Below are 16,712 nucleotides of genomic sequence, written 5' to 3'. Positions count from 1 at the left end.
CCCACTTTTGTTGTCAGGCTGCGATTGGGGGCTGCGATGGGCCCGCAAAACGGACGTTCGGGCGACCGGGCCATAAGCCCCAAAGCAGACATGGGCTCGGTCCGGACAGGCCCGGCTTCAATAGGTCCTGACCCGAGGTTGGGCGTGCATAAATGACCATTTTTGCCCATTGTATGGGCAGTTTTCTGCGCCACATCTCGATTGTAATCTTTGCGCCCTAATGTAAGAACCGCAGTGCCGGAAGCTTTTGGATAAAAGATGGAATTCATGGATTTTGCGAATACCGAAATGCCATATCAAGGACCTGTTCCTGCCACTGGCCTCCCTGCATTGGTGCCGCGCAAGCTGGTTTCGCAGCTCAAGCCGTTTTCCCGGCCTCACACCGTCCGCAGCATCTGGGAATTGGCGATCACGCTTGTCCCGTTTTTCGGTGTCGTGTCAGCAATGCTGGCCGCCATCAACGCAGGCTATCTGATCGCGCTTGCGCTTGCGCCGCTGGCGGGGTTGCTGTTGCTGCGCATCTTCATCATCCAGCATGATTGCGGGCATGACGCGTTTCTTTCCAAACGCTCCGGCAATGACTGGATTGGCCGCGCGCTGGGCGTGTTGACCTTTACGCCGTATGATTGCTGGCGGCGCTCGCACACGCTGCATCATGCCAGCACCGGCAATCTCGATGCCCGAGGCTATGGCGATATCGACACGCTGACGGTGAGGGAGTTTCAGTCCCGCAGCAGGCTTGGGCGACTGGGCTATCGGCTGTATCGCCACCCGGCGGTGCTGCTGGGGATTGGCCCTGCTTATTTATTTTTGATACGGCACCGCTTGCCGATCGGGTTAATGCGGGCCGGGGTGCAATATTGGGTCAGCGCCATCGCCACCAATCTGGCGATAGCTGCTATGATGGGCGGGTTGATACTCCTGGTTGGATGGGGCCCGACCCTGTTGGTCGTGATCCCCACCCTGCTGATCGCGGCATCGACCGGTGTCTACCTCTTCTACATCCAGCATCAGTTCGAAACGGCGCATTGGGACGAGGCTAAGGCCTGGTCGTTCCACGATGCCGCCTTGTACGGCAGCACCCATCTCGACTTGCCGCAACCGCTGCGCTGGTTCACCGCCAATATCGGCGTACATCACGTCCACCATCTCGCCAGCCGTATCCCGTTCTATCGCCTGCAAGAGGTGCTCAACGCCTATCCCGACCTGCGACATCTCAACCGCTTCACGTTCGCGCAGATGATCCGGCCGCTGGCACTCACCTTGTGGGACGAAGATGGCCGCCGACTGATATCCTTTCGCGAGGCGGCGGCAGTCGCATAGCGCTCGCGTCAGGTCAGCTTTACCTTGTATCGCGCCCAGGATCGGACAGTCGGTTCCCGGGCCAATTTCTGCCGCTTACCCCACCTGCCGCTCTCGCCCCGCCCAATACGGCTCCCGCAAATCCTTCTTCAAAATCTTGCCGCTGGGGTTCCTCGGCAGCGCGTCAATGAAGTCCACTGATCTGGGCACTTTATATCCCGCGATGCGTTCCCGGGCGAAGGCGATGAGGGCCTCTGCGGTGACTGGCGTGCGGGCGACGACGATGGCTTTGACCGCCTCCCCCCATTTGTCGTCCGGCACGCCGATGACGGCGCAGTCGGCCACTGCCGGGTGTTCGTGGAGGGCGTTTTCGACCTCGGCGGGGTAGATGTTCTCGCCGCCGGACACGATCATGTCCTTCACCCGGTCGTGGATGTACAGATATCCGTCCACGTCCAGATATCCGGCGTCGCCGCTGCGATACCAGCCGTCCTGCACGGCCGTGGCGGTGGCGGCGGGGGTGCCGTGATAGCCGGTCATGACGCTGACCGAACGGATACAGATCTCGCCCACTTCGCCGGGCGGCAGAGCCTGGCCATCGGCGCCGATGATCTTGACTTCGTTGCCCGGAAACGGCTTGCCGCAGCCGCGCATGCGGGGGGTGCCGGCGACGTCATGATCATAGGGCGGCAGATAGACGACCGTGCCGCAGGTTTCGGTGGCGCCGTAGCATTGGATGAAGCCGGCATTGGGAAACGCCGCCATCGACCGGCGCAGCACATCCAGCGGGATGGGGGAGGCGCCGTAATACATTTCGGTCATGGCCGTGAGGTCGGCGGACGCGGTTTCCAGATGCTGGCAGATGGCGAGCAGCACGGCGGGCACGGCGAACATGCGGGTGATGCCATGGCGCGCAACAGCTTCGACGATGCCGGCAATGTCGGGGCGCGGCAGGATAACCATGGCGGCGCCGGCCTCAAGCGCGTGCAGCGCCCAGCCGGTGCCGCCGATATGGAACAGCGGCATGGCAACCAGCGCCACATCGTCCCCGTCCCAGCGGCCCCAATCTTCCCCGGTCAGCCGGCCTTTTTCGATGGTGCCGAGCAATTGCCGGTGGCTGAGCAGCGCGCCCTTGGGAAAGCCTGTGGTGCCGCTGGTGTACAGTTGCAGCGCGATATCGTCCGGGGTGATGGCCGGCATGGCAGCATCGGGGGCATGGCCGGCGACCCAGTCGGCGAACATGGCCCGGCCTTCGAACGGTGCATCGAGCAGCACGACGGTCTTGGCGCCGGTGGTGGTGCGGGCGCCCTCCACGACGGGCAGGAACGCGGATTCGGACACAAGCAAGTCGATGCCGGCGTCCTGGAGGATGAAGGCGATTTCGCGCGCCACCAGCCGGGCATTGATGGCGACCAGCACGGCGCCCAACCGGAAACAGGCGCACATCACCGTGATGTAATCGGGATGGTTGAGGCCCAGCCAGCCGATGCGGTCACCGGGCGCGACGCCCTGCGCCCGCAGCGCCGCGGCGGTGCGCAACACCCGGTCATGCAGCGCGGCAAAGCTGATCGTGTCGCCATCGACGCGGATCGCGGCCTTGTCCGGCGCCGCCGCGGCGTGGTGCGCCGTCAGTTCCGCCAGATTTGTGAATGCATGTGCCATGACAATCTCCCCGCCGCATGATGCGATGGCTGGCGGGGCGGGTCCAGAGGGGGCGCATCTGGAAGTAGACGAAGTTGACGGTTTCATGAGCTTCGCGCACGGCAACATGCTGGAATCAAACACTGTGATATCGGTCCGCCGATGAGAAAGAGCGATGCGAATGTCGCACGCTGGCGCCCTGTAGGACAGGGTGTTTTGCCAGTGGCGGTGCGCGCGCACCAAAGCGGATGCGCCGCATTGCCCGGCCCGCCACATGACGCTAAAGCCTGCGCCATGAGCAATACCCTTGTCGCCGTCGTTGATCTTGTGATCATGCTGACCCAATTGTTGATCTGGGGGCTGGTGATCTGGGCTGTCATGTCCTGGCTGGTGGCGTTCAATGTCGTCAACACGCACAACGGCTTTGTCCGCGCCGTGCTGACCGGCCTTGACCGCGTCTATGACCCTATGGTGCGGCCGATCCGGCGCATACTGCCCGACATGGGCGGTATCGATCTGTCGCCGGCGGTGCTGTGGCTGCTGCTGGTGGGTGTGCAGCGGCTGCTGCCCGCCGTGCTGATCGACACCGGCCTGTTGAGCTGACGCGTGACGGCAATCCTGATTGACGGCAAGGCCCGCGCCGCTGCCTTGCGGGCCGAAGTGGCCATCGGCGTGGCGGCGTTCGCAGCCGCGCATGGCCGCGCACCGGGGCTGACCGTGGTGCTGGTGGGCGATGACCCGGCCAGCGCGGTGTATGTCGGCGCCAAGGGCAAGGCCTGCCGCGAGGCCGGTATCATCGCCGGCGAATACAAGCTGCCGGCCGACACGGCGCAAGCGGACCTGCTGGCGCTGGTCGCCGCACTGAATGCCGATCCGGCCGTCGATGGCATATTGGTGCAGATGCCGCTGCCGCGGCACATCGACAGCGACCGCGTCATCGCCGCCATCGATCCGGCCAAGGATGTCGATGGCTTTCACCCGGTCAACGCTGGCCGGCTGGCGACGGGCCTGGATGCGCTGGTGCCGTGCACGCCGTCGGGCTGCCTGATGATGATCCGCGAGGCGCTTGGCGACATCAGCGGCAAGGAAGCCGTCGTCATCGGGCGCTCCAATATCGTCGGAAAACCGATGGCGGCGTTGTTGCTGCGCGAAAGCGCGACGGTCACCATCGCCCACAGCCGCACCGCCGATCTGGCCGGCCATTGCCGCCGTGCCGATATCATCGTGGCCGCCGTCGGCGTGCCGCTGTTGGTCAAGGGCGACTGGGTCAAGCCCGGCGCCTGTGTCATCGACGTCGGCATGAACCGCATCGCGCTGCCGGACGGCAAGACGCGGCTGGTCGGCGATGTCGATTTTGCCGAGGTGCTGCCCCGTGCCGGCTGGATCACGCCGGTGCCGGGCGGCGTCGGCCCGATGACCATCGCCTGCTTGCTGGCCAATACGCTGAAAGCGGCAATGTCGCGGGCGGCATCATGAATGGCCCGCTGATTTCGCTGTTCATTTCGGCGTTCGTGACGCTTTTCGTGGTCATCGATCCGCCGGGCTGCGTGCCGATTTTTTCCTCGCTGACCGCCGGCACCACGGCGCGGCACCGCCGTGACATGGCCATCAAATCCAGCCTGATTGCCGGCGCCGTGCTGGTAGCCTTTGCGTTGGGTGGTGAAGCGTTCCTGTCGGCGCTGGGCATCACCTTGCCGGCCTTCAAGATTGCCGGCGGCATCATGGTGTTCGTCATCGCCATCGACATGGTGTTCGAAAAGCGCACGCAGCGCCGCGAAACCCGCGCCGAAGGGGTGAAATCCGCCGCCGCCGCTGCCGACAAGCCGCTGGAGGAGGAGGATATCTCCGTCTTTCCGATGGCGATCCCGATGCTGGCCGGCCCTGGCTCCATCGCAGCGGTCATGCTGCTCAGCGCCCGCACCGACACGCTGGCGGAGGAAGGCGTCGTGCTGGGCGCGCTGGCCGCCGTGCTGCTGCTGACGCTGCTGTGCCTGATGGCGGCAGGGCCATTGATGAAGGTGATGGGCGCCAAGTTCGAAGGCGCGCTGACCCGGCTTTTGGGTGTTGTGCTGGCGGCACTTGCGGCGCAGTTTGTCATCGACGGGATCAAGCAGAGCTTCAATCTTTGATCGGAGAAACATCATGCCATCAGCCATCATCATCGGCGCCTCGCGCGGGCTTGGCCTTGGCCTGACGCGGGAATTGCTCGGACGCGGCTGGGACGTGGTGGCAACGCGGCGCGGCGATGCGCCCGAACTCGATGCCAGCGGCGCTGTTGTGCATGTGCTCGACATGGATGACACATCGGCTGTCACCGCGCTGGCAGCATCACTCGCGGGCCGCCAGTTCGACCATGTGCTGCTCAACGCCGGCGTCACCGGACCGCGCCATGCCTTGGCGACCAAGGCGACGCCCGACGAGGTTTCGGCGCTGATGTGGACCAATGCCATCGCGCCCATCCGCGCCGCGCGGGTGTTGCTGCCGCTGGTCAAGGATGGCGGCAGCATCGGCTTCATGAGCTCGATCCTTGGCTCCATCGCGCTGCGCGGCCATGCCCATGCCGAACTCTACAGCGCCTCAAAGGCCGCGCTGAACAGCCTGACGCGCGGCTTTGCCGTGCAGGATGTGGCCGCGCGGCCCGTGACCGTGCTCAGCCTGCATCCCGGCTGGGTCAAGACCGATATGGGCGGTGACGGCGCCGACATCGATGTCGCAACATCGGTGGCCGGGCTGGCTGATGTCATTGCCGGTGCGACCGGCGGAGGACATCATTATCTGGATTATACGGGCAAGACACTGCCTTGGTGAAACTCTCTCCCGCAAGCGGGAGAGGGATCAGTAACCTTCGCGCCGCCCGAGCAGGCGCAGGCGCAAGGCATTCAGCTTGATGAAGCCGGCAGCGTCGCGCTGGTCATAGGCGCCGGCGTCGTCCTCGAAGGTGACGATGCCTGCGGAATACAGCGAATTGGGCGATTTGCGGCCGACAACGCTGACGCTGCCCTTGTAGAGCTTGAGCCGCACCGTGCCGGACACCTTGGTCTGGCTGTGGTCGATGGCCGCTTGCAGCATCTCGCGTTCCGGCGAGAACCAGAAGCCGTTGTACAGCAGCCCGGCATATTTGACCGCCAGCTCGTCCTTGAGATGCGCCGCACCCCGGTCCAGCGTGATCTGTTCGATGCCGCGGTGCGCCAGATGCAGGATGGTGCCGCCCGGCGTTTCGTACATGCCGCGTGATTTCATGCCGACGAAACGGTTTTCGACCAGATCTAGCCGGCCGATGCCGTGCAGCTTGCCAAGGTCGTTGAGCCGCGCCAGCAGCGATGCCGGTGACAGGCCCTCGCCGTTCACGGCAACCGCATCGCCGCGCTCGAAATCGACAGTGATGTATTCCGGCACATCGGGCGCGGTTTCGGGGTTGTCGGTGCGGCTGTAGACATAGTCCGGCACTTCTTCCCACGGGTCCTCCAGCACCTTGCCCTCGCTGGAGGTGTGCAACAGGTTGGCGTCGGTGGAGAACGGGCTTTCGCCGCGCTTGTCCTTGGCGACCGGGATCTGGTGGCTTTCGGCAAAGGCGATCAGTGCCTCGCGGCTGGTCAGGTCCCATTCGCGCCACGGCGCGATGATGCGGATATCGGGCGCCAGCGCATAATAGCCCAGCTCGAAGCGCACCTGGTCATTGCCCTTGCCGGTGGCGCCGTGGCTGACGGCATCGGCACCGACGGCGCGGGCGATCTCGATCTGCTTCTTGGCAATCAGCGGGCGGGCGATGGAGGTGCCGAGCAGATATTGCCCCTCGTATAGCGCATTGGCGCGCATCATCGGGAAAACATAATCCCGCACGAATTCCTCGCGCAGGTCCTCGATGAAGATATGCTCGGGCTTGACGCCCATCATCACCGCCTTGGCCCGCGCCGGCTCCAGCTCCTCGCCCTGGCCGAGGTCGGCGGTGAACGTCACCACCTCGCAGCCATAGGTTTGTTGCAGCCACTTCAGGATGACACTGGTGTCCAGGCCGCCGGAATAGGCCAGCACAACCCGCTTGATCGATTCGCTCATCTCGCCCTCGCTTTGACGGCGGGCGAGTAAGTGGTAATTTCTGGCCATGCAAGCAGGTTGGGGGGAAGCATGGCTGCTGCGGCCAAGACAATGCCCATGAAAACGGACGTTGCCGCCTGGCTCGCCGCCGTGTCGCCGCCCGCGCGACGGGCGGACGGCGAGGCATTGGCGGCCCTGTTGGCCGGCCTTTCCGGTGAGCAGCCCGTGCTGTGGGGTGCCAGCATCATCGGCTTTGGCGCCTACCCCACCAAGACCGGCACCTGGCCGCGCATCGGCTTTTCGCCGCGCAAGGCGGCGCTGGTGCTTTACGTGACGGACGGATTTCCCGGCCACGCCGATCTGCTGGCCCGGCTCGGCCCGCATACCACCGGCGTGTCCTGCTTGTATCTGAAACGCTTGGCCGATGTGGACATGGCCGTGTTGACGGCGCTGGTGTCGGCATCATTGGACGAGATGGCGCGGCGCTATCCGGCCTGATCCGGCACGGCCGGCGGAACCTTGGGCCTCGCGGTGCGTCTCAATCGCACGCGATTCAACCAAGGACCAATTTCATGCGCCCATTTTTCCTGACAGCAGCGTTGCTGTCTGCCGCCCTGCCGACATTTGCGGCCGCACAGCCCGCGCGGCAGAACTGCGAACAGCACCGCACCAACCGCATCGTTGCCACAGTCGCAGGTGCCGGCATCGGCGCCGTGCTGGGCAATGTCATTGCCGGGCGCGGTGATCGCACCCTGGGCACCGTGATCGGCGCGGCCGGCGGCGGCGTGCTTGGCAACCAGATCGCCCGCGGCGATGGCAGCTGCGCCCGGGCGCTGGGCTTTTATGACAAGGCCGGGGTCTGGCACGCCACCAATGTGCGCGCCGATCAAGCCAGCGGCTATTATGACCGCGACAGCAACTGGGTCGAGGGCGCGCCGCGCGGCTATTATGATGGCAACAATCGCTGGGTGCAGACCAGCGGCGACAATGACCAGAACGGCTATCGCGACCGCAACGGCCAATGGGTGCCGGCATCTGCCAACGGCTATTATGATGCCGACAACCAGTATCGCACCGGTGTCTCCAGCGGCTACTGGTCGAACGGGCGCTGGATCGCCGGTGAAACCAGCGGCAGCTATGATCGTGACGGCCGCTGGATTGCCGGCGCGTCCGCCGGCCGCCGCGATGCCAATGGCATCTGGGTCGCAGACGCCCAGCCGGGCTATTATGACCGCGACGGGCGCTGGCACACCGTCACCACGCGCGGCTATTATGACGGGCGCGGCAACTGGATTTCCGAGGACCGCACCGCGCGCCAGCAGGACGAAGATCGCCGCAACAACGACATGGGCGACCGTGACAGGCGCGATGCCATGGTGCCCGGCCACTATGAAAATGGCCGCTGGGTGCCGGGCCAGACTCTGGGCCGTTACGATGATCGGGGCCGCTGGATCGCTGGCGACCTGAGCGGTCGGCGCGACGGCAATGGCAACTGGGTCCGTGATGCGGAGCCGGGCTATTTCGATCAGCGCGGCAACTGGTATGCCGGGACGGTACGCGGCCGCTATGATGATCGCGGTGGCTGGATTCCCGACAACAATGGCAATGGTGGCAACAACTGGGGCGGCCAGAACTGGGGCGCTGATCGCACCGTCCAGTCCCGTCTGAACCGCATCGGCGAGCGTATCGATCGCGGCTTGGCACAGGGCAATTTCACGCGCAGCGAAGGCCGCTGGGCGCGGCGCGAACTGACCAACATTCGCCGCTATGACCGATCATTGCGCACACGCGGCGGCCGCATTTCGGACCGCAACGAGGCACTGGTCTTTGCCCGGCTCGACCGGCTGAGCGACAGGCTTCGTGCGATGCGCAATTCCTGAACTTCATGGCGCAGGCAGGCCGGGGCCTCCCTGCGCCATCAAGGCCTATTTCTGGCGGCGGATGAAGGCCCGTATGTCAGCCGACAATTTGCTGCGATCGGCATCGCGGACATACATCATGTGGCCGCTGTCATAGTAACTGAACTCGACGCGGCCAGCCGGAAAGCCGGGGCGGTTCAGGCTGTATTCGGCAAAATAGAACGGCGTGGCAAAATCATAATAGCCCTGGCCGACAAAGATCTTCATGGCGCTGTTTTCGCGCAGCGCCTGCGACAGGTAAGGCGCGACGTTCATATAGGCGTCGCGGCCATTGCCCAGCCGCCAGTCCCAATCCGACACGCCGCCGATCGATATGTAATCCAGGTCGGTCTTGTAGCCCAGTTCGCCGCGCGCATAGGCGTTCATCGCGGCTGGGTATGACGCATCGATGCCATAGAAACTGGGGTCATTGTCGGCCCCTTCGCCGGCATTGTCATAATCGCTGCCGGTGTAGCGCGCATCGAGCCGGCCGACCGTCAGTCCCCGATCGCGCAGCAATTCCTTGTAGAACCGGTCCGGCGACACGCGCAGGTTGGCGCGGTCCAGAAAGGCTTCGGACAGGCCGGTAAAGCGCGCAAGCTGCGCCCGGACAGCGGCACGTTCCTCGGCGCCCAGACTGTTGCCCTTCATCAGCGCAGTCACGTATGGCCCGCTGGCAAAGGCGCGGGCATCATTCAGGAACGGCTCCAGCGCGGCGGGCTTGGGCGTGATCTTGCCGTGATACCAGGCCGCCGCCGCCATCGATGGCAGCGTGCCCATATACTGCATTTCGTTGCCCTGCGTATCGGCCTCAAGGCCGAAATCCAGGATGGTCGAAATCAGGATGACGCCGTTGAGCGCGACATCGTTGAAGCCCTTGGTCAGTTCATGCGCCACGGCGGCCGAGCGGGTGGTGCCATAGCTTTCGCCGCCAAGGAACTTGGGCGCGTTCCAGCGGCCATGTTCGCCCAGCCACAGCCGGATGAACTGCGCCACGGATTTTGCATCGGCAGTGACACCCCAATAGACTTTGGGATCGGTCTTGCCGAGCGCGCGAGAAAAGCCGGTGCCAACGGGGTCGATGAACACCAGATCGGCGACATCGAGCAGCGATTCGGGGTTTTCGGTGATCGGATAGGGCGGCGCGCCGTCGTCCTTGGCGTTGGGGATGTTCACCCGCTTCGGCCCGAATGCGCCCATGTGCAGCCACAGCGAGCCAGACCCCGGCCCGCCGTTGAAGATGAAGAACACCGGGCGGGCGGACTCCGCGCCATCCTTGAGATAGGTGGTCGCGAAGATCGCCGCGCCGGGCTTGCCGTCCTTGTCCTTGAGATAGGTCTCCCCAGTGATGGCGGTGTAGATGATTTTCTGGCCGCCAAAGGTGCCGCTGTGCTTGGTGACGCTGCGGTTGGGAGCGGCAACGGCGGCTTCGGCTTCCAGCTTGGGCTTGTCGGCAGTTTGGGACAGGGCAGGGGCAGCAAGCGCTAGCGCCAGCATAAGGGCAGGGCGGATCATTATGTCTCCAATCAGATGTGCGGCGCAGACTAGCCGCCGCGCGCCCGCCGTCAATGCACAGCGCGTGCCTGCACGACACCCTTGGCGGCCAGGCTGAAGCGCGGTTCGGGCCGGGCCGCTGCGTCACTCAGCAGCGCTGCCGCCATGCGGCCCACTTCCGGTCCGTGCTTGAAGCCATGGCCCGATCCGCCGCCGACCATCACGCAGTTTGCCCATTGCGGGTGCCGGTCGATCAGGAAATCGCCATTGGCGCTGTTTTCATATTGGCAGACGCGGGCCTCCGACAGGGGCGCGTCCGCCATCGCCGGAAAGCGCCGCGCCATGTATCGCCGCGCAAATTCCAGGCCCTGTGCCGACACGATGCGGTCGCCGGTATCGGGGTCCATCGCCGGGCCGTGCGCATCCTGCGCGATCTTGAAGCCCCGCGATTCCAGATCGGGGAAGCCATAGACGATATCGCCGCCATTCCAGTCGGCCCAGCCGGGCAGCCTCGCCGCGCCGAAGCTGTCGTTACCGGCGGGGGTGCGGAAAAAGAAAACCTCCTGGCGTGTCGGGAAGATGCGCGGTCCCAGCAGGCCGGGCAGCAATTTGGGCAGCCAAGGCCCGGCGGCAAACACGAACTGGCGTGCGCTGAGGGTTTCGCCGGCCATGGTGGTCAGCGTGTCGAGCCGCGCGCCATCGCCGGGCGGACGGATAGCGGCGGTGCGATATTCGCCGCCGCCCCGCACGAAATCTTCGACCAGCGTCTGCACTGCGCGCCGGGCCATCAGCGCGCCAAAGCCGGTCTCGTGCAGGCCAAAGGCGATGTCCGCAATGTCGATCTGCGGCCAGCGCGCCTGCAAGCCGGCCCGGTCCAGTTGCGCCAGCGGCAGGCCAAGCCGGCGGTGCACGGCAATACTGTCCCGCGCATAGGCTTCGTCGTTCTGGAACAGGAACAGCACGCCGCAAGGGTTCAGGATCGGCAGGCCCGCGCGTGCCGACAGCGCCTGCCATTGCCCCAATGAGGCATGGGCCATGCGGGTGTAGATGTCGTCGGCGCCGTAGTCGCTGCGCGTCATGCGGCTTTCGCCGCCCGACGAGGCGCGGGCATGGGCCGGCCCCCAGGCATCGACCAGCAGTACCTTCTGCCCGGCTCGCCTGAGTTGCTCTGCGGTCCAGGCACCGAACACGCCGGCGCCGACCACGATGCTGTCCCACGACGGACCCGTCAGTGCCGCCGCCGGCATGCCGGATGCTGCTGCGGATGCGGCCGCTGCTCCCGCCAGCACGGCCCGGCGCGAAATGCCCATCAAGCCCCCCTGAATTGCTGCTCCGCCGCATGGATGTAATTGCGGGTCAGCGGCAGTGCATCGCGCCGCTTGGTCATCTGCACCTGCACATTCATATGCCCATCATTGTTGAAGGCGCATTCCGCCGCCGCCAGGTAGAACATCCACATGCGGAAAAAACGCGCATCATACAGCGCGGTGATGTCCGCCTCTTGCGCCGCGCAGCGATCATACCAGCAGCGAATGGTCTTGGCATAATGCAGGCGCAGCACCTCGATATCGGTGATCCACATCCAGCTGCGCTCGATTGCCGGCACGATCTGCGACAGGGCGGGGGAATAGCCGCCGGGAAAAATGTACTTCGCCGTCCAGGGGTCGGTGGCGCCCGGCCCGTCGGCGCGGGCGATGGTGTGCAGCAGGGCCACGCCATCTGTCTTGAGCAGGCTTTCGACCTTGTCGAAGAATTGCCGGTAATGCGGCAGGCCGACATGTTCGAACATGCCGACGGACACAATGCGGTCGAACTGCCCCGACAGGCTGCGATAATCGATCAGCTCGAATTTGACCTTGTCCGACAATCCCTGCCGCTGCGTCTCGGCGCGGGCGTATTTCAGCTGTTCCTCGGACAAGGTGACGCCTAGCACCTCGGCGCCCGACACCTTGTGGATATAGCGCGCCAGCCCGCCCCAGCCGCAGCCGATATCAAGCACGCGCTGCCCCGGCTTCAGGGCCAGCTTGGCGGCGATATGCGCCAGCTTGGCCTCTTGCGCCGCCTCAAGGGTCGTGACGCCTTCGTCCCAATAGGCGCAGCTGTATTGCCGGTGCGGATCGAGGAACAGGTCATACAGCCGGTCATCAAGGTCGTAGTGATGGGCGACGTTGCGTTTTGACCGCCGCGCATAGTTGATCTGGTCGAACTTGGCGGCGATGCTTGCCTGGCGCCACAGCGCAAAGCGCACCGGATTGTCGCGTTCCCAGCGCAGATTATGGGTGACGAGATCGACCAGCCTGCGAATATCGCCTTGTTCGATGGTCAGTCGCCCGTCCATGAAGGCCTCACCGGCGCCCAGCGCGGGGTTCAGCGCGATGGCGCGCGAGGTGGCATTATCGGCAAGACGGATGGTGAGCGCCGGCCTGTCGGCGCAGGGCTGGCCATAGACGCGCGTCTTGCCGGACGGACCGATAACCGTCAGCTGGCCTTCGCGCATGAACTTGGTGAATAGGCGATCAAACAAGAACATGGGTGCAACTGATAGCCGCTGTTCGCGTGCGGGGGAAGCACCTTGACTAGACCCAGTTTTCTTCCTTTTCGGCCGCGCGCTTGTCTAGCTCGGCCCGGCTGATCTTTTCGCTTGCCGATTTCAACTGGCCGCACGCCGCCATGATGTCCCGCCCGCGCGGGCGCCGCACCGGGGCCGAAATGCCGGCTTCGAAGATGATGTCCGAAAACGCCCGGATGCGCGCGTCGGATGAACATTCGTAGATGCTGCCCGGCCACGGGTTGAACGGGATGAGGTTGACCTTGGCCGGCAGGCGATATTTGCGGATCAGCCGCACCAGTTCATGCGCGTCATGGTCGCTGTCGTTCTTGCCGGCCAGCATGACATATTCGAACGTGATGCGCCGGGCGTTGTTGGCGCCGGGATATTCCGAACATGCCGTCAACAATTCCTCGATACCGTATTTCTTGTTGATCGGCACGATCTCGTCGCGGATTTCCTTGGTGACGGCATGCAGCGACACCGCCAGATTGACCCCGATTTCGGCGCCGGCCCGCGCCATCATCGGCACGACACCGGATGTGGACAGCGTGATGCGGCGCTTGGACAGGCCCAGCCCTTCGCCGTCCATGACAATGGCCAGCGCGTCGCGGACGTTTTCGAAATTGTACAGCGGCTCGCCCATGCCCATCATGACGATGTTGGTCAGCATCCGCCCTTCGGAGGTGTAGTTGCTGCCGGGATTGTGCGCGCCGGGCACCCAGGGCGAATCCTCCTCCTCGTCTTCGTCATCTGCGCCGTCGCTGGCCGCTGGCCGCGTGATGGCCACCGGGGCTGCGCCCGGCCATTCGCCCAGCGCATCGCGGGCCAGCATGACCTGGCCGACGATTTCCGCCGCCGTCAGGTTGCGCACCAGCTTCATGGTGCCGGTGAAACAGAACCGGCAATTGAGCGTGCAGCCCACCTGCGACGAAACACACAGCGTGCCGCGCCACGCATCGGGAATGAACACGCATTCGGCTTCCTCGCCGTCGTCGAAACGCAGCAGCCATTTGCGGGTGCCATCGCTCGACACCTGTGCGGTCACCACTTCGGGGCGGCCGACAACGAAATGCTGGTCCAGCAGTTCGCGCATGTCCTTGGAGATGTTGGCCATGGCGGCAATCTGCGTGACGCCGCGATGATACAGCCAGTGCCACACCTGCCCCGACCGCATGCCGGCCTGTTTTTCGGGCACACCGATTTCGATCAGCGCCGCGCGCAGTTGCACCTTGGACAGCCCGATGAGGCTGCGTTTGCCGTCGGCGCGGGCCATGTTCTTGCGCGGCACCACCGTCGGGTCATTTGGACCGGGAATTTGCATCGCCGCGCCATAGACTGTCCGTGCGGCAGAAGAAAGGCCGCAGACGAAAGGCAACTGCCGGCTTGTCGCATTGCCCCGGTCCCGCTAGCCCATGGGAAGGACAAGATAAGGGGCGTTATGCGGATCGGGGTTTTGGCACTGGCAATGGGGATGATGATGGCGGGAACCATGGCAAACGGAGCCGAAGTGACGCCAGCCGAATTGACTCTGGAGCGCGTCTTTGCCTCGCCGTCGCTGGCCAGCGCGCGGCCGCGTGAGGCCAAATTGTCGCCCGATGGCCGCTGGGCCACCGTGCTGCGCGCCCGCGATACCGACAAGGACCGATATGACCTGTGGGCGGTCGATACCGCCACCGGGCGTTCAAAAATGCTGGTCGATTCGCAAAAGCTTGCCGGCGGGCCATTGTCCGAGGCCGAGCGCATGAACCGCGAACGCAAGCGCATCGCCGACGTCAAGGGCATCGCCAGCTATGACTGGGCGCCCGATGCAAAATCGCTGCTGGTGCCGGTCGATGGCGATCTCTGGTTGGCCGGGCTGGACGGCAATGTGAAACGCCTGACCAGCACTACCGCTACCGAAACCGACGCCCGCATCAGTCCCAGGGGCGGCTTCGTGTCGTTCGTGCGCGACCGGGCGCTGCATGTGCTCGATCTTGCTTCTGGCACTGAGCGCCGCGTTGCCGGCGAGGACGCGGACACCATCAGCTGGGGCGCGGCCGAATTCATCGCGCAGGAAGAACTCAAACGCTTCGACGGCCATTGGTGGGCGCCGGACGACAGCCGCATCGCCGTCGCCCGTGTCGATGACGGCCCCGTTGGCGTGGTCCAGCGCGCCGCCATCGGCGCCGATGGCACGCGGCTGTATGCGCAGCGCTATCCGGCGGCCGGCACCAGCAATGCGGTGGTGTCCCTGTGGGTGATGGCCGCCGATGGTTCGGGGCGGGTCGCGGTCGATCTTGGCGGCGATGCCGACATTTATCTGGCGCGGGTCGATTGGGCTGCCGACGGCAAGACTCTGTATGTCCAGCGCCTGTCGCGTGACCAGAAGCGCCTTGATCTGCTGGCGGTGGACCCGGCGACCGGCAAGGCCAGCGTCATCCTGAGCGAGACCGCAAAAACCTGGCTGAACCTGCACGACAGCTTGGCGCCGCTCAAGGACGGCAGCCTGATCTGGGCGTCGGAACGCTCCGGTTATCGCCATCTGTATCACTGGCGGGCCGGCACGCTGACACCCGTCACAAGCGGCAAATGGGTCGTGGACGAATTGCGCGGTGTCGATGAAAAGGCCGGCAAGCTGTTCTTCACCGGCTTTGCCGATGGCACGCTTGAAAAGCATCTTTATGCCGTCGGCATTGCCCGGCCCGGCAAGCCGAAGCGGCTGACGCCGGCTGGCGGCTGGCACGAAGTGGTGATGGACAAGGCCGGCACGCGCGCGCTGGTCAATGGCCAGACCCCGTCGCAGCCGGCGCAGACCTGGCTGGCCGACACCAGCGGCAAGCGCCTCGCCTGGATTGCCGAAAATGCGCTGGATGCCAGCCATCCCTATGCGCCCTACCTGTCCAGCCATGTCGTGCCGCAGTTCGGCACTATCATCGCCGATGACGGCCAGGCCATGGATTACAAGCTGCTGCTGCCGAAGGGGCCGGGGCCGCACAAAGTGTATTTCATGGTCTATGGCGGGCCGGGCGCCCATAATATCCGCCGCACCTGGCCGGCGCCGATCGAACAATATCTGGTCGCCAATGGCTGGGCGGTGTTCATGATGGACAATCGCGGATCGGACAATCGCGGCAAGGCGTTCGAGGATGTGTTGTACCGGCACATGGGCAGCGCCGAAGTGGCGGACCAGCTGCGGGCGCTGGCCTGGGTGAAGGCGCAAGGCTGGGCGGCGCCTGACAAGGTCGCCGTCGCCGGCTGGTCCTATGGCGGTTACATGGTGCTGAAACTGCTGGGGTCCGCGCCCGGCGCGTTCGCTGCGGGCATTTCCGGCGCGCCGGTCACGCGCTGGAGCTTGTACGATACCGCTTACACCGAACGGTATCTCGGCAACCCGGCGCTGGACGCTGCGCCCTATACGCGGTCCGATGCGCTGGCCGGGGCGCTGGGCATCACCGATCCCTTGCTGCTCATCCATGGCATGGCGGACGACAATGTCGTGTTCGAAAATTCGACCGCGCTGATGGCGACCCTGCAAAAGGCCGGGCGCCCGTTCGAAATGATGGTCTATCCCGGCGCCACCCATGCCGCCACCGGGCTGGACGTGCACGTCTGGAAAACGCGGCTGGGGTTCCTGGACCGCGTTCTGGGCAAGTGAGGCCGCGATAGGCGGGTCGCCGCGCCCGGTAAAAAAAGCGCGCCGCAGCGGATATTGCTGCGGCCCGCTTTTTGTCAGCGGTGCCCGATCAGGCCAGTGCAGCCTTGCGCCGACGCATGGCAGCGCCGACAAGGCCGAAGCCCGCGATCATCAGCGC

General features: G+C 64.8%; 15 protein-coding genes. 8 read left to right on the top strand and 7 right to left on the bottom strand.

Features of this window, described 5'->3' with window-relative positions; genetic code table 11:
* A partial coding sequence (locus tag RMQ73_RS02040; protein WP_310496314.1) for a hypothetical protein occupies window positions 1-269 on the bottom strand: 269 nt, incomplete at its 3' end.
* A gap of 64 nt (window positions 270-333) precedes the next feature.
* On the opposite strand from RMQ73_RS02040, the gene RMQ73_RS02035 reads away from it, so the two are divergent.
* Entirely contained in the window at window positions 334-1,323 is a 990-nt protein-coding gene (locus RMQ73_RS02035) for a fatty acid desaturase (RefSeq protein WP_310496313.1), read from the top strand.
* A gap of 75 nt (window positions 1,324-1,398) precedes the next feature.
* Here the strand turns inward: RMQ73_RS02035 and RMQ73_RS02030 are convergent, their stop codons facing one another.
* Complete coding sequence (locus RMQ73_RS02030) at window positions 1,399-2,964, bottom strand: long-chain-fatty-acid--CoA ligase (RefSeq protein ID WP_310496312.1); 1,566 nt, start codon at window positions 2,962-2,964, stop codon at window positions 1,399-1,401.
* A gap of 273 nt (window positions 2,965-3,237) precedes the next feature.
* Between RMQ73_RS02030 and RMQ73_RS02025 the strand changes: the two genes are divergently transcribed.
* From RMQ73_RS02025 to RMQ73_RS02010, 4 genes are read left to right on the top strand one after another with little or no spacing between them, the layout of a single operon-like run.
* Window positions 3,238-3,546: a YggT family protein gene (locus RMQ73_RS02025; RefSeq protein WP_310496311.1), complete on the top strand. Its 309-nt coding sequence runs from the start codon at window positions 3,238-3,240 to the stop codon at window positions 3,544-3,546.
* 3 nt (window positions 3,547-3,549) lie between these two features.
* Window positions 3,550-4,419 carry a bifunctional methylenetetrahydrofolate dehydrogenase/methenyltetrahydrofolate cyclohydrolase FolD gene (gene folD, locus RMQ73_RS02020; protein WP_310496310.1) on the top strand — a complete coding sequence of 290 codons (870 nt, stop codon included), beginning with the start codon at window positions 3,550-3,552 and terminating at the stop codon, window positions 4,417-4,419.
* Window positions 4,420-4,427: 8 nt separating this feature from the next.
* Window positions 4,428-5,072 (top strand): MarC family protein, encoded by a 645-nt coding sequence (locus tag RMQ73_RS02015; protein ID WP_310496315.1) that lies wholly within the window; start codon window positions 4,428-4,430, stop codon window positions 5,070-5,072.
* A 13-nt stretch (window positions 5,073-5,085) separates the two neighbouring features.
* Window positions 5,086-5,751 (top strand): SDR family oxidoreductase, encoded by a 666-nt coding sequence (locus tag RMQ73_RS02010; protein WP_310496309.1) that lies wholly within the window; start codon window positions 5,086-5,088, stop codon window positions 5,749-5,751.
* Window positions 5,752-5,778: 27 nt separating this feature from the next.
* On the opposite strand, the gene RMQ73_RS02005 is transcribed toward RMQ73_RS02010, so the two are convergent.
* Window positions 5,779-6,999: an argininosuccinate synthase gene (locus RMQ73_RS02005; RefSeq protein ID WP_310496308.1), complete on the bottom strand. Its 1,221-nt coding sequence runs from the start codon at window positions 6,997-6,999 to the stop codon at window positions 5,779-5,781.
* Window positions 7,000-7,095: 96 nt separating this feature from the next.
* On the opposite strand from RMQ73_RS02005, the gene RMQ73_RS02000 reads away from it, so the two are divergent.
* Both RMQ73_RS02000 and RMQ73_RS01995 read left to right on the top strand, forming a co-directional pair.
* Window positions 7,096-7,476 (top strand): DUF1801 domain-containing protein, encoded by a 381-nt coding sequence (locus tag RMQ73_RS02000; RefSeq protein WP_310496307.1) that lies wholly within the window; start codon window positions 7,096-7,098, stop codon window positions 7,474-7,476.
* 74 nt (window positions 7,477-7,550) lie between these two features.
* Window positions 7,551-8,858, top strand: coding sequence for a glycine zipper 2TM domain-containing protein (locus RMQ73_RS01995; RefSeq protein ID WP_310496306.1), 1,308 nt, complete (start codon window positions 7,551-7,553; stop codon window positions 8,856-8,858).
* Between the two features lie 45 nt (window positions 8,859-8,903).
* Here the strand turns inward: RMQ73_RS01995 and RMQ73_RS01990 are convergent, their stop codons facing one another.
* The 4 genes from RMQ73_RS01990 to rlmN are packed head-to-tail and all read right to left on the bottom strand — an operon-like array spanning window position 8,904 to window position 14,242.
* Complete coding sequence (locus RMQ73_RS01990; RefSeq protein WP_310496305.1) at window positions 8,904-10,391, bottom strand: S10 family serine carboxypeptidase-like protein; 1,488 nt, start codon at window positions 10,389-10,391, stop codon at window positions 8,904-8,906.
* 50 nt (window positions 10,392-10,441) lie between these two features.
* Window positions 10,442-11,680, bottom strand: coding sequence for an FAD-dependent oxidoreductase (locus RMQ73_RS01985; RefSeq protein WP_310496304.1), 1,239 nt, complete (start codon window positions 11,678-11,680; stop codon window positions 10,442-10,444).
* A complete protein-coding gene (locus RMQ73_RS01980; protein WP_310496302.1) occupies window positions 11,680-12,900 on the bottom strand; it encodes a cyclopropane-fatty-acyl-phospholipid synthase family protein in 1,221 nt (406 codons plus the stop codon). Before RMQ73_RS01980 ends, RMQ73_RS01985 begins: the two co-directional genes overlap by 1 nt.
* Before the next feature lie 46 nt (window positions 12,901-12,946).
* Window positions 12,947-14,242, bottom strand: coding sequence for a 23S rRNA (adenine(2503)-C(2))-methyltransferase RlmN (gene rlmN / locus RMQ73_RS01975; RefSeq protein ID WP_310496301.1), 1,296 nt, complete (start codon window positions 14,240-14,242; stop codon window positions 12,947-12,949).
* A gap of 168 nt (window positions 14,243-14,410) precedes the next feature.
* Between rlmN and RMQ73_RS01970 the strand changes: the two genes are divergently transcribed.
* Window positions 14,411-16,555, top strand: coding sequence for a S9 family peptidase (locus RMQ73_RS01970; protein ID WP_310496300.1), 2,145 nt, complete (start codon window positions 14,411-14,413; stop codon window positions 16,553-16,555).
* Window positions 16,556-16,712 lie beyond the last annotated feature (157 nt).

The organism is Sandarakinorhabdus sp., from assembly GCF_031430775.1.
GTDB lineage: Bacteria > Pseudomonadota > Alphaproteobacteria > Sphingomonadales > Sphingomonadaceae > Sandarakinorhabdus.
Note: the sequence above shows the minus strand (reverse complement) of the source record. Positions and strands in the feature narration are given on the sequence as shown.